13 protein-coding genes, 2 tRNA genes and 2 pseudogenes are annotated in these 15503 nt (G+C 61.1%); 7 read left to right on the top strand and 10 right to left on the bottom strand.

The features are described 5' to 3' along the window. Positions 1–109 precede the first annotated feature (109 nt). From LGM71_RS03775 to LGM71_RS03765, 3 genes and pseudogenes are all read right to left on the bottom strand, one after another. Positions 110–646, bottom strand: a pseudogene (locus LGM71_RS03775) (site-specific integrase); the annotation flags it as partial. 587 nt (positions 647–1233) lie between these two features. Next, positions 1234–1310: transfer RNA gene (locus LGM71_RS03770), tRNA-Arg, on the bottom strand. Positions 1311–1494: 184 nt separating this feature from the next. Then, positions 1495–2325, bottom strand: a complete 831-nt coding sequence (locus tag LGM71_RS03765) for an undecaprenyl-diphosphate phosphatase (RefSeq protein WP_059606402.1) — start codon at positions 2323–2325, stop codon at positions 1495–1497. Positions 2326–2810: 485 nt separating this feature from the next. Between LGM71_RS03765 and LGM71_RS03760 the strand changes: the two genes are divergently transcribed. The 5 genes from LGM71_RS03760 to LGM71_RS03740 all read left to right on the top strand — a co-directional run bounded on the left by LGM71_RS03760 (position 2811) and on the right by LGM71_RS03740 (position 8345). Next, positions 2811–3722 carry an aldose epimerase gene (locus LGM71_RS03760; RefSeq protein ID WP_226114043.1) on the top strand — a complete coding sequence of 304 codons (912 nt, stop codon included), beginning with the start codon at positions 2811–2813 and terminating at the stop codon, positions 3720–3722. 136 nt (positions 3723–3858) lie between these two features. Next, positions 3859–4551: a peptidoglycan DD-metalloendopeptidase family protein gene (locus LGM71_RS03755; protein WP_059606395.1), complete on the top strand. Its 693-nt coding sequence runs from the start codon at positions 3859–3861 to the stop codon at positions 4549–4551. Positions 4552–4929: 378 nt separating this feature from the next. Continuing rightward, complete coding sequence (locus LGM71_RS03750) at positions 4930–6549, top strand: acyl-CoA synthetase (protein ID WP_226114042.1); 1620 nt, start codon at positions 4930–4932, stop codon at positions 6547–6549. 88 nt (positions 6550–6637) lie between these two features. Beyond that, on the top strand, positions 6638–6964 hold the full coding sequence (locus tag LGM71_RS03745; protein ID WP_226114041.1) for a DUF2288 domain-containing protein: 327 nt from the start codon (positions 6638–6640) through the stop codon (positions 6962–6964). 10 nt (positions 6965–6974) lie between these two features. Continuing rightward, entirely contained in the window at positions 6975–8345 is a 1371-nt protein-coding gene (locus tag LGM71_RS03740) for an MATE family efflux transporter (protein ID WP_226114040.1), read from the top strand. Between the two features lie 25 nt (positions 8346–8370). On the opposite strand, the gene LGM71_RS03735 is transcribed toward LGM71_RS03740, so the two are convergent. Next, entirely contained in the window at positions 8371–8556 is a 186-nt protein-coding gene (locus LGM71_RS03735; protein WP_226114039.1) for a hypothetical protein, read from the bottom strand. A 135-nt stretch (positions 8557–8691) separates the two neighbouring features. Here LGM71_RS03735 and LGM71_RS03730 point away from each other — a divergent pair, with 135 nt between their 5' ends. Further along, positions 8692–8862, top strand: a complete 171-nt coding sequence (locus tag LGM71_RS03730) for a hypothetical protein (protein WP_162840567.1) — start codon at positions 8692–8694, stop codon at positions 8860–8862. A 209-nt stretch (positions 8863–9071) separates the two neighbouring features. On the opposite strand, the gene LGM71_RS03725 is transcribed toward LGM71_RS03730, so the two are convergent. Further along, entirely contained in the window at positions 9072–9878 is an 807-nt protein-coding gene (locus LGM71_RS03725) for a GNAT family N-acetyltransferase (protein WP_059606381.1), read from the bottom strand. 159 nt (positions 9879–10037) lie between these two features. After that, positions 10038–10499 carry a phosphohistidine phosphatase SixA gene (sixA, locus tag LGM71_RS03720; protein WP_226114038.1) on the bottom strand — a complete coding sequence of 154 codons (462 nt, stop codon included), beginning with the start codon at positions 10497–10499 and terminating at the stop codon, positions 10038–10040. Between the two features lie 161 nt (positions 10500–10660). Here sixA and LGM71_RS03715 point away from each other — a divergent pair. Then, positions 10661–10737, top strand: a tRNA-Pro gene (locus LGM71_RS03715). A gap of 957 nt (positions 10738–11694) precedes the next feature. Here LGM71_RS03715 and LGM71_RS03710 read toward each other — a convergent pair. The 4 genes and pseudogenes from LGM71_RS03710 to LGM71_RS03695 all read right to left on the bottom strand — a co-directional run. Then, a pseudogene (locus LGM71_RS03710) lies at positions 11695–12209 on the bottom strand (transposase); the annotation flags it as partial. Between the two features lie 122 nt (positions 12210–12331). Then, positions 12332–12583 carry a PAAR domain-containing protein gene (locus LGM71_RS03705; RefSeq protein ID WP_175983412.1) on the bottom strand — a complete coding sequence of 84 codons (252 nt, stop codon included), beginning with the start codon at positions 12581–12583 and terminating at the stop codon, positions 12332–12334. Positions 12584–12662: 79 nt separating this feature from the next. Then, positions 12663–13331, bottom strand: coding sequence for a hypothetical protein (locus LGM71_RS03700; RefSeq protein WP_226114037.1), 669 nt, complete (start codon positions 13329–13331; stop codon positions 12663–12665). Beyond that, positions 13328–15490 (bottom strand): M23 family metallopeptidase, encoded by a 2163-nt coding sequence (locus LGM71_RS03695; protein ID WP_226114036.1) that lies wholly within the window; start codon positions 15488–15490, stop codon positions 13328–13330. The genes LGM71_RS03700 and LGM71_RS03695 overlap by 4 nt, the downstream gene beginning before the upstream one ends. Between the last annotated feature and the right edge of the window lie 13 nt (positions 15491–15503).

Raw genomic sequence — 15503 nt, 5'->3', positions numbered from 1 at the left:
GACAACGTGTTGCATTCGACCAGAGTGACCATCTCGTTATGGAGCGCGGCGACGCAGCCAAAATCATGTACGTTCCCGGAGAACCGGGGCACATGCCTTGTCTTTGCTGCTAGTCTAGCTTTTTCGCAAGGTCTTCGGCTCGTAGGTGGGTGTACCGCCGTAGCATCGAGAGCGTCTTGTGTCCGGTGATACTGGCAACTTCCATGATGTTCAGTCCGTGTTCAAAAAAACGGCTTGTCGCTTCGTGCCGGAGATCGTGTAGCCTGACACCGACAAGCCAACGCGGGTCCTCTGGTTGATCGAGTTCGCGACAATCTGCTTCGTACCGGGTGCGTGCCCGCTGTATAGATCGATTGAAAGCCCGCGTGAACGCGTTGGCCGTTATTGAGAAAAGCTGCACATGCCCCGCATCCTTGCGGGCTTGCAGTATGGCTATCGCGACCGTGGACAAGGGAACAGTACGGGGTGAATCTGTCTTTGTTACTGGCAGGTACGCCGTTCGCCGTTCAAGGTCGATGTTTTCCCATCGCAAAGATACAATTTCGCTTCGACGCATACCAGTGGCGACAGCCAGTCGGATGAAGTCCCGGAGATTGTTGGATTCGGTGGCATCAATGATGGCCTGAATTTCATCGGGGTGTATGCGTCACAGTAGCTTGTGGATCGATTTGCGACTGAATCGCAGCAACCACCTTCTCGAAGGCGATGCCCGGTTGTTCAGGTTTTGGGCGGCGTGACTTCTTCATCGTGGTAATCGAATTGCGGTGGCATCGTAGACATTATGCCTTTCGGCCAATCCGCCGACACCTGACGAAATCACGAAGCATGCCCCAACAACGCCGCCAGAATCTCTTCCAACGGCCCTGCGACATCGCGAGCATCGAGACTCACGTAGTGCAGGTGCGGCACGTCCCGAATCCCCAACGCGTCGGCGCATGTCCCTGAATCCGGCGCAGGATCGCAAAAGAGATGCCCTGTCGTACCGCCACGCTGGCTAGCAGTTTCTTCAGATCGTGCAATGTGAAGTCTGGCGCTCCCGCCCGTCTTGCCAGTTCCGTGACGTATCGGCAGATGGCCGTCAGACATGAAGCATCGTTCGCGGCGCAACAGTCGCGCGGAACGGTTTGCAGAAGGTAGAATCCGGTCACACTCTGGTCACACTGAATTGTGACTGGCTCTGCAACCGACCGGGAAACAGACCGAGTGCAACCCGTTGATCTTTTGGGGAATTTCTGGCCCGCCCTACACGATTCGAACGTGTGACCTACGGCTTAGAAGGCCGTTGCTCTATCCAACTGAGCTAAGGGCGGGTCGAGGGGAAAAGACACGGCCACACAAACCGGGCCGCATTTGACGCGAAAGGCTTCGAGCACAACACGGCACAAACCGGACTCAAAGCCCCGAAACGAAACGGGCCCGGCATGAAGCCGAGCCCGAAATTATACCTGATCATCGCGTCATATCATGCGCGACGCGCAACCGGCACCGCAACCGTCAAACCGGCTGCGGATGCAGCATGAACCACCCAAGGCAAAACACTCCGGCAATCACGCAATACACGCCGAACGAAGCCAGCCGCCCGCGCCCTTCGAAATAGCGCATCAAAAACCGCACGCTCAGATAAGCGGCAATCGCCGTCAGCACGCCACCGAGCAACGCGTCCGCGAGCTGGTCGCGTGCATGGAACAGCTTCGGCAGTTCCAGCACGCCCGCCGCAAAAATGATCGGCGTGCCGAGCAGGAACGAAAACTCCGCCGCCTTTTCCGCCGTCAGCCCCGCCGCGTTACCGGCAATCATCGTCAGCCCGCTGCGCGAAAAACCCGGGATCAGCGCGCCGATCTGCGCGAGGCCCACGAAGAACGCCTGCTTGAACGTCATCTTCTCGGGCGGCTGGTGTGCACGGCTGCGCTGGATCCGATCGCCGACCCACAGCAGCACGCCGTTGATGATCAGCGCGATCGCGACGATCCGCAGGTCGTGGAACACGCGCTCGATGCGCTTCTCGAGCAGCAGGCCGACGATCCCGGTCGGGATCGTGCCGATGATCAGCGCCCACATCAGGTGCCCGTCGTCGTTCTTGCGGCCGCCGAGCTGCGCGAAGAAGCCGCTGATCAGCGCGATCCAGCGTGCGCGGAAGTACCACAGCAGTGCGAGCGCGGTGCCGAGGTGCAGCGCGACGAGGAACGGCAGCAACTGCGGTGCGTGCTTGTCGATGTGCATGCCGAACAGCGCGGGCACGAGCAGCGTGTGGCCGAGACTGCTGACGGGGAAGAGTTCGGTGACGCCCTGCAGGACGCTCAGGAATATCAGAAACCAGAGACTCACGCGTCGGTCCTTTTAGTGATGATCAATCGGGTAGAAAAGCGGACGACGCATCGCGCGTCCGAAAAAACGCGCCCCGATTATGCCCAGCCAGGATTACTGCGCCAAGGCATTTGGCCGGTTATTGCGGCAATGCACACAAACGCTTGCAACTTGTAAGCGCTCAGAAAGCAAAAAGCCCGCCATTTGCATGGCGGGCCTTTCGATTCCGGCAGAAATTGCCGTCAGCGGCCGAGCTGATAGAAAAACAATACCGTGCTGCCGGTAAACATGCCGAACAGTGCGATACCCATTGCCATTGCCAGATCCATGGCCCCCTCCACGAAGTGTCATGACCCGGCAACATCACCGGTTTAACCGCATTATCCAGACCGTCGGCAGTCTGAAAAACTCGCGATTTCCCCGAGAAGGGTTTTCCCCGACCGCCTCGCGGCCCGATAATGGAGCGCACCACCGCGCACCCGTCCACCCGTTCATACCGATTCGCCATGCCGATCTTCCAGCAGCACGACATTCATGAACTTCACGCCGGCCCGTCGCTCGTCCGGGTCGCCCCGCAATTCGGCGGCCGCCTGCTGTCGTGGCACGTCGACAACGAGCCGGTCATCTTCTGGCCGGAAGCCGCCGACTGGAGCAACCTCGCGCGCGTGCGCGGCGGCAATCCCCTGCTGTTCCCGTTCCTCGGCCGCCATCGCGTCGACGGCGAACTGGGCCGCTGGCGCGATGCCGCCGGCGTGGTCCGCGACCTGCCGATGCATGGTTTCGCGCGCGACCTCCCGTTCGCGGCACAACCGTCGGCCGACGGCGCCGCGCTATCGATGACGCTCGATGCGAACGACGCGCTGCACGACAGCTACCCGTTCGATTTCCGGTTCGAGACGACCTACCGGCTCGCCGATGCCCACACGCTCGACGTCGCACTCACCACGACCAATCGCGGCGACACGCCACTGCCCTACTACGCGGGCCACCATTTCTACTTCGCACTGCCGCACGGCGAGCGCGCGCAAACCACGCTCGAGCTGCCGCCGACGCGCCGCTGCATGCAGCGCGCCGACGGCTCGATCAGCCCGCTCGAGCCCGGCGAAGCATCGTACAGCCTCGGCGATCCAGACATTCTCGACCGCTTCCACTGCCTCGACGGCGCGCCGTCCGAGCCGGTGCGCATCGTGATGCCGGGCCGCCACCACACGATAGAGATCGCGCTCGACGTCCCGGGCTCGATTCCGTGGTACGCGGTCACGACCTGGACGGAAAAGCCGGAATCGGACTTCTACTGCGTCGAGCCGTGGCTCGGCCTGCCGGACGCGATCCACAACGGCCTCGGGCTGCGCACGCTCGCACCCGGCGCGACCGAAACGGCGGCGCTGCGGATTCGCGTGCTGCCGCTCGCCGGCTGACGTCGGCCGCACCGGCGAATCGGTGCGCGCCGGCGGCGCCCGCGGCCCGAAACTGCGGTGCTCGGGTCGAACCCGTTAAAATCGGACGTTTTGTATCGCCTGCCGCATCGCGCGCGGCGGGGTTTTGCGAGGTTCAATGTTCGGAACAACAACGAAGCGGCTCTTCGCGGCCGCCTGCGCCGCACTGCTCGTCGCGTGCGGCTCCGCACCCGTCGGCCCGGGTTACTACCGCGTCGAGCGCGGCGACACGCTCTACAAGATCGCGCGCGAGAATCGCACGTCGATGGCGAACATCGTGCGCTGGAACCAGATCACGAATCCCGACGCGATCGAGGTCGGCCAGGTGCTGCGCGTCGCGCCGCCGCCCGGCACGACGACCGCATCGACCACCGGCACCGGCAGTGCGGGCCGCAGCCGCCCCGCGCCTTCGGCGCCGGTCGAATCGGCCGTCAAGCCGGCCACCAGCATCGCGCTGATCTGGCCGGCCGCCGGCAACGTGGTGCGCAGCTTCGACGGCTCGAAATCCAAGGGCATCGATATCGCCAACGCCACGGGCACGCCGGTGCTGGCCGCCGCACCGGGCACCGTCGTCTACGCGGGCAACGGATTGCGCGGCTACGGCAACTTGATCATCCTCAAGCACAATGCCGACTACCTGACGGCCTACGCGCACAACCGTGCGCTGCTCGTGAAGGAAGGCCAGTCGGTCACGCAGGGGCAAACGATCGCGGAGATGGGCAACAGCGACAGCGATCGCGTCGCGCTGCACTTCGAGCTGCGCTACGGCGGCCGCTCGATCGATCCGGCACGCTACCTGCCGGCGCGCTGAGCACGCCACCGCCGAAGGAGGACGACACGCGATGCCGGCATGCATCGCATGTCGTCGCGAGGGAGATCGGTAAGGTTGTGTCAGCGCTTGCGCAGACGGCCGGTGAACCGGCCCGACAACGGATCGACGCGGCTGGCAAACGCCACCAGCGCACCGATTCCGAACAGGCTGAACCCCGCAGCTATCAGAAGCAAATCCATGGTCTCATCACTGTTTTGTCATGATCTTATGCGTCATGGCGGAATCGTGCACTGAGCCGCCCCCGTTGGACGAGTCCGCACATTCCCTATCCATCAGGCGCCATTGTGATTTCGGTCGCGTGAAATGCCGATGTAATCTATCGACCAATGCCGACGATCGACGCCAAGGAGACACACGATGCTACCCGCCGCCGACCGCTACGACGACCTGCTCTCCCGCTTCGCGTGGGACGTTCCGGCCCGTTACAACATTGGTGTGGACGTCTGCGACAAGTGGGCCGACGGCAGCGGACGGCTCGCGCTGATTCACGAAACGACGCAAGGCGACGTGTCCCACCTCACGTTCGACGACCTGAGGAATGCTTCTAACCGGCTCGCGAACAGCTTTGCGCGTGCGGGATTGCAACGCGGCGACCGGATCGCCATCTTCCTCGCGCAGGGCCCCGAAACCGCGATCGCCCATCTCGCCGCGTACAAACTCGGCGCGATCGCGGTGCCGCTGTTCACGCTGTTCGGCGCCGACGCGCTCGAATACCGGCTCTCGAACAGCGAAGCCGCCGCGCTCGTCACCGACGCGGCCGGTTACGCGAAGATCGCGCCGCTGCGCGCGCAACTGCCGGCGCTGCGCACGTGCTACTGCATCGGCGACGATGCGCCCGATGCGCCCGGCGTGCTGCGCTTCGACGCCGCACTCGCCGCCGAATCGCCGGATTTCGTGCCGGCGGACACCGCCGCCGACGACCCGGCGGTCATCATCTACACGTCCGGGACGACCGGGAAGCCGAAAGGCGCACTCCATGCGCATCGCGTGCTGCTGGGCCACCTGCCGGGCGTCGAGATGTCGCAGCAATGCTTTCCGCGCGATGCGCGCCTGTTCTGGACACCCGCCGACTGGGCGTGGATCGGCGGGCTCCTCGACGTGCTGCTGCCGTCATGGCACCACGGCGTGCCCGTGCTCGCGCGCCGCTTCGAGAAGTTCGACGGCGAAGCCGCGTTCGCGCTGATGGCGCGGCACGGCGTGACCCATGCGTTCCTGCCGCCGACCGCGTTGAAGCTGATGCGCGCGGTGCTCGCGCCGCGCGAGCGCCATGCGCTGGCGCTGAAATCGGTCGCGAGCGGCGGAGAATCTCTCGGCACCGAACTGACCGCCTGGGGACGCGACGCGCTCGGCGTGACGATCAACGAGTTCTACGGACAGACCGAATGCAACATGGTGCTGTCGTCATGCGCGGCGCTGTTCGACGCGCAGCCCGGTGCGATCGGCAAGGCCGTGCCCGGCCATGCGGTCGCGATCGTCGACGAGCACGGCACGCCGCTCCCGCCCGGCGTCGAGGGGCGCATCGCGGTGCGTTGCCCCGACCCGGTGATGTTCCTCGAATACTGGCGCAATCCCGCCGCGACGCGCGACAAGTTCGCGGGCGACTACCTCCTCACCGGCGACACCGGCACCATCGATGACAACGGCTTCGTGCGATTCGTCGGCCGCGACGACGACGTGATCACGAGCGCCGGCTACCGGATCGGGCCGGGGCCGATTGAAGACTGCCTGCTCACGCACCCGGCGGTGCGGATGGCGGCCGTCGTCGGCGTGCCCGATCCGACGCGCACCGAGATCGTCAAGGCGTTCGTGGTGCTGAACCCCGGCCACGTCGGCAACGACGCGCTCTTGCAGGCACTGCAGGCCCACGTGCGAACGCGCCTGGCCGCGCACGAGTACCCGCGCGCGATCGCGTTCGTCGACAGCCTGCCGATGACGGCAACCGGCAAGATCGTGCGCCGCGCGCTGCGCGACGCATGAACCGGGCGCGTGCCGCCGCGCCGCGTGGCTGGCCGCGCGCCCGGATGGTTTATAGTGGCGCCCACGCAGTCTTTTCAGTACACGACCGATGTCCTCCGACCAACACGAATCCGCCGCGGGCGCGTCGCACAGCCCGCTCTACGCCAAACTCCTCGGCGAAACCGCCAAGATCGACTGGTGCGACCTCGAGCGCTTCTTCGCGCAGGGCAAGCTGCTGTCGGTCGCACGCGATCTCGATCTCGTCAGCGTCGCGGAAGCGATCGCCGGCGACGACGCCGAACAGGTTACGCGCTGGCTGTCGTCCAGTCTCGTCGCGCGCATGCCCGCGGAAACCGCCGCCGACTTCGCGGCGCGCAATCCGGAGCTGTGGGCGGTAGTGGTGTCGCCGTGGGTCTGCGTGCAGGAACGCGCCTGACGCGTTCGCCATGTCCGAATCCGCATTACCGCACGGAGCCGGCACCGGGTCGGCCGCGGTCTCGCACCGGCGCGTCCTCGCGCTCGCCTTCCCGATCGTCCTTGCGAACCTGACCCAGCCGATCCTCGGCGCGGTCGACACGGCCGTCGCCGGCCACCTCGACGGCGCGCAGTATCTCGGCGGCGTCGCGCTCGGCGGGCTGTTCTTCAACTTCGTGTTCTGGGGCTTCGGCTTCCTGCGCATGGGCACGACCGGCCTCGTCGCGCAGGCGCACGGCGCCGGCGACGCCGCCAGCATCCGGCTCAACGTGCTGCGCGCGCTGATCGTCGCGTTCGCGCTCGGCGCCGCCGTGCTCGCGCTGCAGGTGCCGCTGCTGTCATTCGCGCTGACCGCGCTGGGCGGCAGCGACGCCGTCCGCGCGACGGCGCTGGCCTATGGCCACGCACGAATCTGGAGCGCGCCGTTCGCGCTCGCGAACTACGTCGTGCTCGGCTATCTGTTCGGCGTGCAGCGCGTGCGGCTCGCGCTCGTCGCGCAGGTCTTCATCAACGCGGTGAACATCGGCGCCGTGCTGCTGTACGTGTACGGCTTCGGCTGGGGTATCGCCGGGATCGGTGCGGCGACCGCGACCGCGGACGCGTGCGGCTTCGCGCTCGGCGCATGGATGCTATGGCAACTGCGCCCGCGCGGCCTTGCGCCGCTGGCCGCGGGTGCATTGGCGGATCGCGCGGCGCTCAAGCGGCTGATCGCGCTCAATCGCGACATCTTCCTTCGCACGCTGTGCCTGCTCGGCGCGTTCGGCTGGTTCGCGCACCTGGGCGCCAAACAGGGTGACGCGACGCTCGCGGCCAACGCATTGCTGCTGAATTTCCAGACCTTCATGGCGTACGGGCTCGACGGCTTCGCGCATGCGGCAGAGGCGCTCGTCGGCGCCGCAGCCGGCGCGCGCGACCGCGCCGCATTCCGGTGGGCCGTGCGGGTCACGCTGCTGTGGTCCGCGCTCGGCGCGCTGCTGTTCGCGCTCGTCTACTGGGCGGCCGGCGGCTGGATCGTCGCACGGCTGACCGACCAGGCCGGGATCCGCGCGGTCGCGCTGCAATACCTGCCGTGGGCAGCGATCTCGCCGATCGTGTCCGTATGGGGGTTCCTGCTCGACGGCGTGTTCATCGGCGCGACGCAGACGCAATCGCTGATGCGCGCGATGGTCGTGTCGTTCGCGATCTTCATTGCCGCGACGCTGGCGGCTGTCGGCCCGTTCGGCAATCACGGGCTGTGGTTCGCGCTGCTGCTGTTCATGGTGGCGCGCGGCGCGACGCTCGCGCGCTACCTGCCGGCGCTGACGCGGCGAATCGGCGCCGACGCACCCGCAGCCGGCACCTGACGGCCACGCAGGCCGGCCGGTTTCGTTATTGCGCGGGTGCGGGTGCTGACGGCCCAGGCGCACCGAGCATCGACGGTGGCGTCATGTCGGTCGGCACGCCGTGGTAATCGGCCGGATCTTGCGGCGGGTGGCCGCGGCGGGCCTGGCGGGGATCGCCGGAACAGCCGGCGAGAACGGACGCGGCCAGCACGGCCAGCATGAAACGGGTCATCGGTGAGGCTCCGGAAAACGGCGCGCCCATCGCGCGCCAGGACCGCGCCGAGTCTAGCGGAATTCCGGGTTAGGGGTTGTCCCGCGCATGTTCTACCATGTACCCATGGCGCTGTGCCGTTGAAAGGAGGCTGCCATGTCGTCTGAAGAAATCGCCGGCCTGATCGGTCTGTTCATCGGTCTGATGGTGCTCGTCGCCCTGTCCTATTTCGAGTCGCGCGAATACAAGCGCAGCCACGGCGGCGAAGGAATGATCCATCACTGGATGGCCGAACACCACCTGCTCGACTGGCGGCGCAAGCACTAGGCAAGCCCGCCCTGTCGTCCGGGCCGCCGCTTGCGCGGCCTGCTCCGAACGTGCTCCTGCGTGCACGGTGGGCAGTGCGTACCGCCCAAATTAACAGGGCCGGATAGAACAACTTCCTCGGAACGAACAAACGCCGTCGCGCGGCAATCTGCCGTGCGACGGCGTTCGCTTGCGTGCGCGCCTGAGCAGCGCGCCGCGATCAGAATGGCTCAGCCCAGAAAGTGCCGGGCGTAGCGGGCGTTGATGTCCGACAACCGGAACAGCGTCAGGAAGTCCGCGCAGTTGAAGTCGGGATCCCACGCCGGAGCACCGCAAATCTTCGCACCGAGACGCAGGTAGCCCTTGATCAGCGGCGGCGGTGCGACGACGGTGCCCGTCTGCAGTTCGTCGACCGGCAGCGCCGTATGAGGGAACGCGCGGTATTCCGGCGCCGTCAGCGAGTTGGCCGGCAGCGACTGATACAGGTTCGCCGCATAGTGCCCGCCGTCGGCCATCGACACGCTCGCGCAGCCGAGCATCGTCTCGTAGCCGTTCTGCATCATGTACGCGCCGAGACCGCCCCAGAGCGCCATGATGACGGCGCCGCTGCGGTAGTCGCTGTGCACGCACGAGCGGCCGACCTCGACCATCTTGCCGCGCAGGTGCGTAAGGCGCGACAGGTCGAATTCGCCTTCGGCGTAGAGACGGCCGACACGCGCGGCCTGGTGCGGCGGCAGCACACGGTACGTGCCGACCACCTTCAGCGTATCGAGATCGCGCACCAGCAGATGATCGCAATAGGCGTCGAACGGATCGACGTCGAGACCGGATGGACCGCTGACCTGTGCGCCCATCTCTTCGGCGAACACGGTGTAACGCAGGCGCTGGGCCTCGCGCAGTTCGTCTTCCGTGCGTGCCCAGGCGGCCCGCAGACGGAACTCGGATGTGACGGTTTCAGCAGCGCGCGGCAGGTGACGCCGCGACGTGTCGAGGGGAAGCGAGGCAAAGGGGAGCGTAGGCGTCGGCAGTTCTCGCATTAGGCTTTCCTGATCGTAAGGAATAGGACGACATGCCAGCCAATGTAGTAACCGGTCGTTACCGTTCTGTGGCACGACCGTGTCCTTTCAATGACGTGTCGCCGAATTGACTTTAGCAGAAAGCCTGCGAAACCGTATGATCAATGCCTTCGAACCCCGTCAGACAAGGTCTGGCGTCAATACCGCGCGCAGCACGGCCTGACGGCTGCCGTCGCGCGTGCGGCTCGCGAGCCACACGATACCGCCCTTCTTGACGCTCCAACTGTCGCCGTTGCCGGCGATCAGCTGCGCCGCGACGCTGCCGAGCGTCGGCTGGTGCCCGACGATCACGACCGTCGGCGCGATGCCGTCGGGCCACCCGGCGGCCGCCAGCACGTCGTCGACGCTGCAGCCCGGCGCGAGCGCATCGACGGTCCGGTACTGGTCGGTCAGCGCCTCGACGGTCTGCACGGTGCGCGCCGCCGGGCTGGCGAGGATCACGCTGCTCGACTCGAGCCGGCCGCGCAGCCATTTGGCCATGGCCTGCGCTTCCTTGCGCCCGCGGGCCGTCAACTGGCGTGCGAGGTCGCTTGCCGCGTAGTCCTCGGCTTCGGCGTGGCGCCACAGGATCAGGTTCATCATGATGTCTCTCCAGGCTTCGACGAATGATCCGGCCGCACACTCGCAGGCCGGACGATCACGCTTCGAATTGTCGCCAATCGTGAGCGTTTCGTGATGACGTGCGCCTTATGCAAAACGTGATTGACCCAGTTACCCATTAGACGATAGAATCTTTGGCTCGTCGGAGCGTAGCGCAGCCTGGTAGCGCATCTGATTTGGGATCAGAGGGTCGTAGGTTCGAATCCTATCGCTCCGACCAAAGGAATCAAGGGGTTACATGCCAAAAGCGTGTAACCCCTTTTTCTTTATTCGGTTCATATAACCCGATTCAGCCTAGGTCAATCCACATCGATCCATCTCGGCTTCCACCAGTTTCGCATCCCCACTTCCATTCAGCGACGATCCAGCTAAGTTTTCGATGTGATGTCAGTGCTTATGGGGCCGGATACAATAGTCGCCAGCAGAGCGAGAGCGCGTTCCGGGCCCGTGACACCAAGACGGCTGACCGCGCCCTGGAACCAGACAACCCAACACTATCTCAGCCCACACCCCAATGATGCAGCAGTACCTGCGCCTTACCTGCTAATGCTCGGCGGACAAACCTACGCCAAAACCTACGCTCGCCGTTTTGGGGAACCGCCACCGATTGCGGATTCAACCCGTCACACTGGTACACCCAATTCGCTATTAGAAAAATCGGGGGCAAAGCGATGAAAGTGATATACGTGTCCAGGAATGGTCACAACTTTACAAGTGTCAAGAACCGAGCTGGATTCCTAGCAGAAATGGGGTTTGAGCCGATCGTACGGAAGGGTTCCTGCGGGTGCAGCAGGCTCGATTGCCTGTGCCTGATTGATCCGTTTGCGACGGCCGAGCAGCACGATGTCAAACTCGATATAGGCGACAAGCATGACACTTGGCACTATTTGTTCCTCGGCAACGAGAGGTATTCGAGGCGCCCGGCTTATGTCATCCAGTGTGAAACTCGCGACTGGGATCCCGATACGCGGCCCAATGACGACCGGAGCAACAGTCTGAACCCGAACAACCCAGCCTCCAAGGCAGCGACAGATAATCGGACGGATCAATTGAATCCCAATAACCCTGAATACAAAGGGCGTTGACTGGTCGGCATCAACTTTGCGCCTAAGACGCATCCAGCATGCGTCCGCCAGCAAGGGTGTCACCCACCTCATTCGAGGGCCGACCGGGATGCTCGGATGCACGCCTCGCCCGATTCGCACAAATCCACGGTGACTTCGCGATAACCGTAGACGCCGCCGCTGGCCAGCCAGTGATGCTTGATCAGCCCCAACAGTCGATCATCCTCGCGCTTACGGGCGCTGACCAACTGGCGCTGCCAGACGTAATAGCCGCTGCGATGCACGCCAAGCACTCTGCACATTGTGCGCAGACAATGCTCGTTGATATGGGCTCGCATGAACGCGTACCTTGCCGTTATCCCTTTGCAAAGTACGCGGCGGCTTTTTTTAGAATGTCGCGTTCCTCGGTCACGCGTTTAAGCTCGGCCTTCAGGCGCCGTACCTCGGCATTCTGGTCTAGCTCCGCTTTTCGCACGACATCCGGCTTATCGAACTTCGCTTTCTAGGCATACAGACTATGAGTCGTGATGCCCAGTCGCTGCGCCACATCAGCTACCGAATGACCTCACTCGGTGACTTGCTTGACTGCCTCAATCTTGAACTCATCCGTGTACCGCTTGCCGCTCATATCGACCTCCTCGGTTGCCATAAATTATGGCTCGAAGATGTCTACGAAAGGCTGGCCGGTCCAGAGGTCAACGTGAAGCACTTAACGGTAATCAAAAATACGGTAGCATGCCTCGCGCCATGTCATTCAAGGCTTGAAATTAAACGACAACCACATGTTCCAAGATGGCCTTGCCGTGCAATCGGAACACCGTGATCCTTGATATTTGGATCACCCTCTTCGATCACATTCGGATTAACATCTGGGTGAATTGGACACTTTATTTTATCCCCTTTTCTCGCGACCCCTCGCCCATTTATCTTCATAATCCGTGACGCCTCAACAACCTCACCACCGTGATCAGTCGAATCACCCATTCGAATAGCGTTCAGCATACCATCACACCTCGACCTAAAAAACATCACAATTGAGGCAATCAAAAAATATTCACCACACAGCCTCATCTCAATGCAATTATCCAGGACGGCCAGTCAATCCAGAACAATTCTTGGTCGGCGAAATCTTCCCAACGTGCCCCTCATATACTATACACAGTGGCTTCTTTGCACCGGCCTTTAATCTCCTGCCGCCACACGCAGAATCAGCACCTACGATCCCACCCTTATCAACACACACGCTCCCAGATTGCATAAGCTGAATTTCTCTATACAAAATTATTTTCCCACCAACCACCTCATAAACCCTTCTCCACGATCCGTCGGCCTGATCGAAATCATAGAAGTACGCTGCCTTCCCAACATAATCTGCTCCGACGGGCAAATATCCGGCAAATGTCGCCTTACCGCCCTGCAGCGCGTAAACATTCATCTGGACATTGGCTCCCGACCTTCCAGGATTTATCATAACCAGCGTGACATCAGATTCAGCCAGCTGATTTACGATCCATTCTGCCCCGACACAATTGTCTGAGTCGTCCAACTTCTGATCAATCAATACACCTGCCTCCCCGTCGATCTTATCACCCGCAAACACCTTAATTTCAGGCTGACCGACTTCGCAAACAAATGTGAAAGACTCACCACCCGACTTAGCCAAAATAGTAACATCAGATGGACTTGCAGCCCAAACCCCACGCAATCCCGCAAAAAAAAGAATAGCGAAAATCCAAAATTTCGATCTCAAGATAAAATCCCCTTAATTCTTCCCGCCTCCGACAATCTCTGAGGGAAATGAGCATCGGCGGGAAAATCCGCCGCCGAAGAAGCATGATCCCCTCTGATCTTATTTGTCAAATTTATTGCATCGTCTCTATCAGCAATACCAAGCAGCAAATTCTTCGCCCAGAAAAATCCTGCCGTATCAATAGACACATAGGCATCATCTGACACAATATCAGGATTCGAAATAATTGGCGGTCTCAAGGTCGAAATGAGCTGAGCAACAGTTGTTGAATTTTGAATCGGCGTCAAATCCTTATGCTGCGCCGAATGATAGGGAGGAGTAAAACCCCACCAGCGCGCATCGTTCCACCACACCTCCGCGAAGGAAGATTTTTGAAACCACCCTCGATAGACAAAATATTTGGAGTAATTTGCCCTTCCAGTTAGCTGCTTGAAACCTCTACCCCGGAATTTTCCGCCGTCATTCCACTCCACGTTCCCCAGCCATCCGGCATAATTCTTCGCCTTCTCGTACTTTCTAAAATATTCGTATGGATCACCATTGTAGAGCTCGGCCATCCAGCGAAGTTGACCCGACTCGACGGAGGCTTGACCAAAAAAGTGCGACAGTCTGAGCGTTGTGGTCAAGCAATATTTATTCACCGTCTTGTTGATACTTGTTCGATATTTCTGGACTGAACTCGCAGAAGCAGATGGATAAATTTGCTTAAACTCATCCTCACTAAACCACTTACACTTCATGAAGTGTCGAATAAATGCTGTAGGCGGCCAATGCCAGCAATCATCAGCCGCTGGCTTCTCGCCTTGAATTTTCTCCCAAAATGCCAAAGCCTGCACATGCCCTTCAAACAACTTGAAATCATCATCGGAGAGCGGTGCGCTTAACGCCTCATGTTCAGTCTTTAACCAACCATAGAGCTCGTCTAAATTGCTAGCAGACCATTCCGTAGAAAATCGGCACACCACCTGTGCAAGACGTTTTCTGAGAGCTGCGTTCTGCAGTGCGCCTACCATTCCGGCATGATCAATTTGTGTCTCACCAGAAGCATCCAGCAGCCATTTCTTTAACGTTGGCGAGTCACAGAGATTGCTTTTCGTCGAATCGTCTTGAATAAAATTCCAGCCCGCCCATTCTGGAAAATCGGCGTCACTATATGCCTGAACGCCCTGACCAGACAGGTTGATCCATCCCTGACCGACAGGAGTATTCACCTTTCGCCAATGGTTAAAATTCGCATTAGCTTGTTCATTGATACATCGCCCGAAACGTAAAACTTCGAAGATTACGCTGGTTGACGGAGGTGTTCCTTGAGAGTATTTCCCATTCAACTGCTGCGATCGATTATAAAGATCATATTCAGCATCCTGTTCTGGCGGCATATCAGCGCAAACTTCCCAACTGCCATCGGCGGTGCATTGATATGTCGTCAGGGTACATCCCCTGTCATAATGCATCCGCACGGCAAGCGGACTCGTCGTCTGCGAAATTGCGACCTGGGGTGGTGCTCCGTCTACTGAAACGCTACCATCGCTCTTAGCAGGGTGCGGCTCGTTCGAATATAAATTCGCTCCGACTGGAACAAAAAACCAAATATCTCCATAGATCGCGTCGATACGGCCTGCACTCCCCATTGGCCCCGGAGCACGTCCGAGTAACTTCGTCATGTTTTGACTGTCGCAAACAATTTCGAAGTGGATGCGCCCCGGCCGACTATACACAATCCCCGGCAAACCTAGCTTGTCCTTGCGGTGGACTTTTTTTCCTGCCGTCAGTGGTTCCACACTTTGCAGATGCATATACACAGAAAAGAAGGTGACCTTTGATTGCTCGCCGTCCCCGATCTCCGTGTCATGCCGAATGACTACACAACCGTCGTCAGTTCGTACGCCGGCATAGTTCAATTCAGGTTTGTTCTTCGTATCCGTGGCACGAACGAACACAATCGTACCGTCTGCAATCGCTCTAACCGGAAGTAGATGCCCCTGATTGTCGACCGGAGCTTCCAGATGCGCTCCGCCGTGCCATCCGAGATTAAAACTGACGGGAAATGCCCCGTTTCCAGGACCACACTCCAGCATAGGGAACGAATCCCGCGCAGGATCGACGTTCGGATCGTTATCAGGCTGAGCCGAATTCACAAAAGGCGGACTAATAATCATGGCGACTCTGTCA

It is taken from the genome of Burkholderia sp. AU33545 (genome assembly GCF_020419685.1).
Classification (GTDB): Bacteria; Pseudomonadota; Gammaproteobacteria; order Burkholderiales; family Burkholderiaceae; genus Burkholderia; species Burkholderia diffusa.
This window is presented reverse-complemented; position numbering and strand designations above follow the sequence as displayed.

Excerpts from the sequence above, each read along its gene's own strand:
- LGM71_RS03735 (WP_226114039.1), bottom strand. The coding sequence starts at position 8,556 with ATGACCCGTTTCATGCTGGCCGTGCTGGCCGCGTCCGTTCTCGCCGGC.
- LGM71_RS03705 (WP_175983412.1), bottom strand. The coding sequence starts at position 12,583 with ATGCTGAACGCTATTCGAATGGGTGATTCGACTGATCACGGTGGTGAG.
- LGM71_RS03755 (WP_059606395.1), top strand. The coding sequence starts at position 3,859 with ATGTTCGGAACAACAACGAAGCGGCTCTTCGCGGCCGCCTGCGCCGCA.
- LGM71_RS03740 (WP_226114040.1), top strand. The coding sequence starts at position 6,975 with ATGTCCGAATCCGCATTACCGCACGGAGCCGGCACCGGGTCGGCCGCG.
- sixA (WP_226114038.1), bottom strand. The coding sequence starts at position 10,499 with ATGATGAACCTGATCCTGTGGCGCCACGCCGAAGCCGAGGACTACGCG.
- LGM71_RS03695 (WP_226114036.1), bottom strand. The coding sequence starts at position 15,490 with ATGATTATTAGTCCGCCTTTTGTGAATTCGGCTCAGCCTGATAACGAT.
- LGM71_RS03750 (WP_226114042.1), top strand. The coding sequence starts at position 4,930 with ATGCTACCCGCCGCCGACCGCTACGACGACCTGCTCTCCCGCTTCGCG.
- LGM71_RS03725 (WP_059606381.1), bottom strand. The coding sequence starts at position 9,878 with ATGCGAGAACTGCCGACGCCTACGCTCCCCTTTGCCTCGCTTCCCCTC.
- LGM71_RS03745 (WP_226114041.1), top strand. The coding sequence starts at position 6,638 with ATGTCCTCCGACCAACACGAATCCGCCGCGGGCGCGTCGCACAGCCCG.
- LGM71_RS03730 (WP_162840567.1), top strand. The coding sequence starts at position 8,692 with ATGTCGTCTGAAGAAATCGCCGGCCTGATCGGTCTGTTCATCGGTCTG.
- LGM71_RS03760 (WP_226114043.1), top strand. The coding sequence starts at position 2,811 with ATGCCGATCTTCCAGCAGCACGACATTCATGAACTTCACGCCGGCCCG.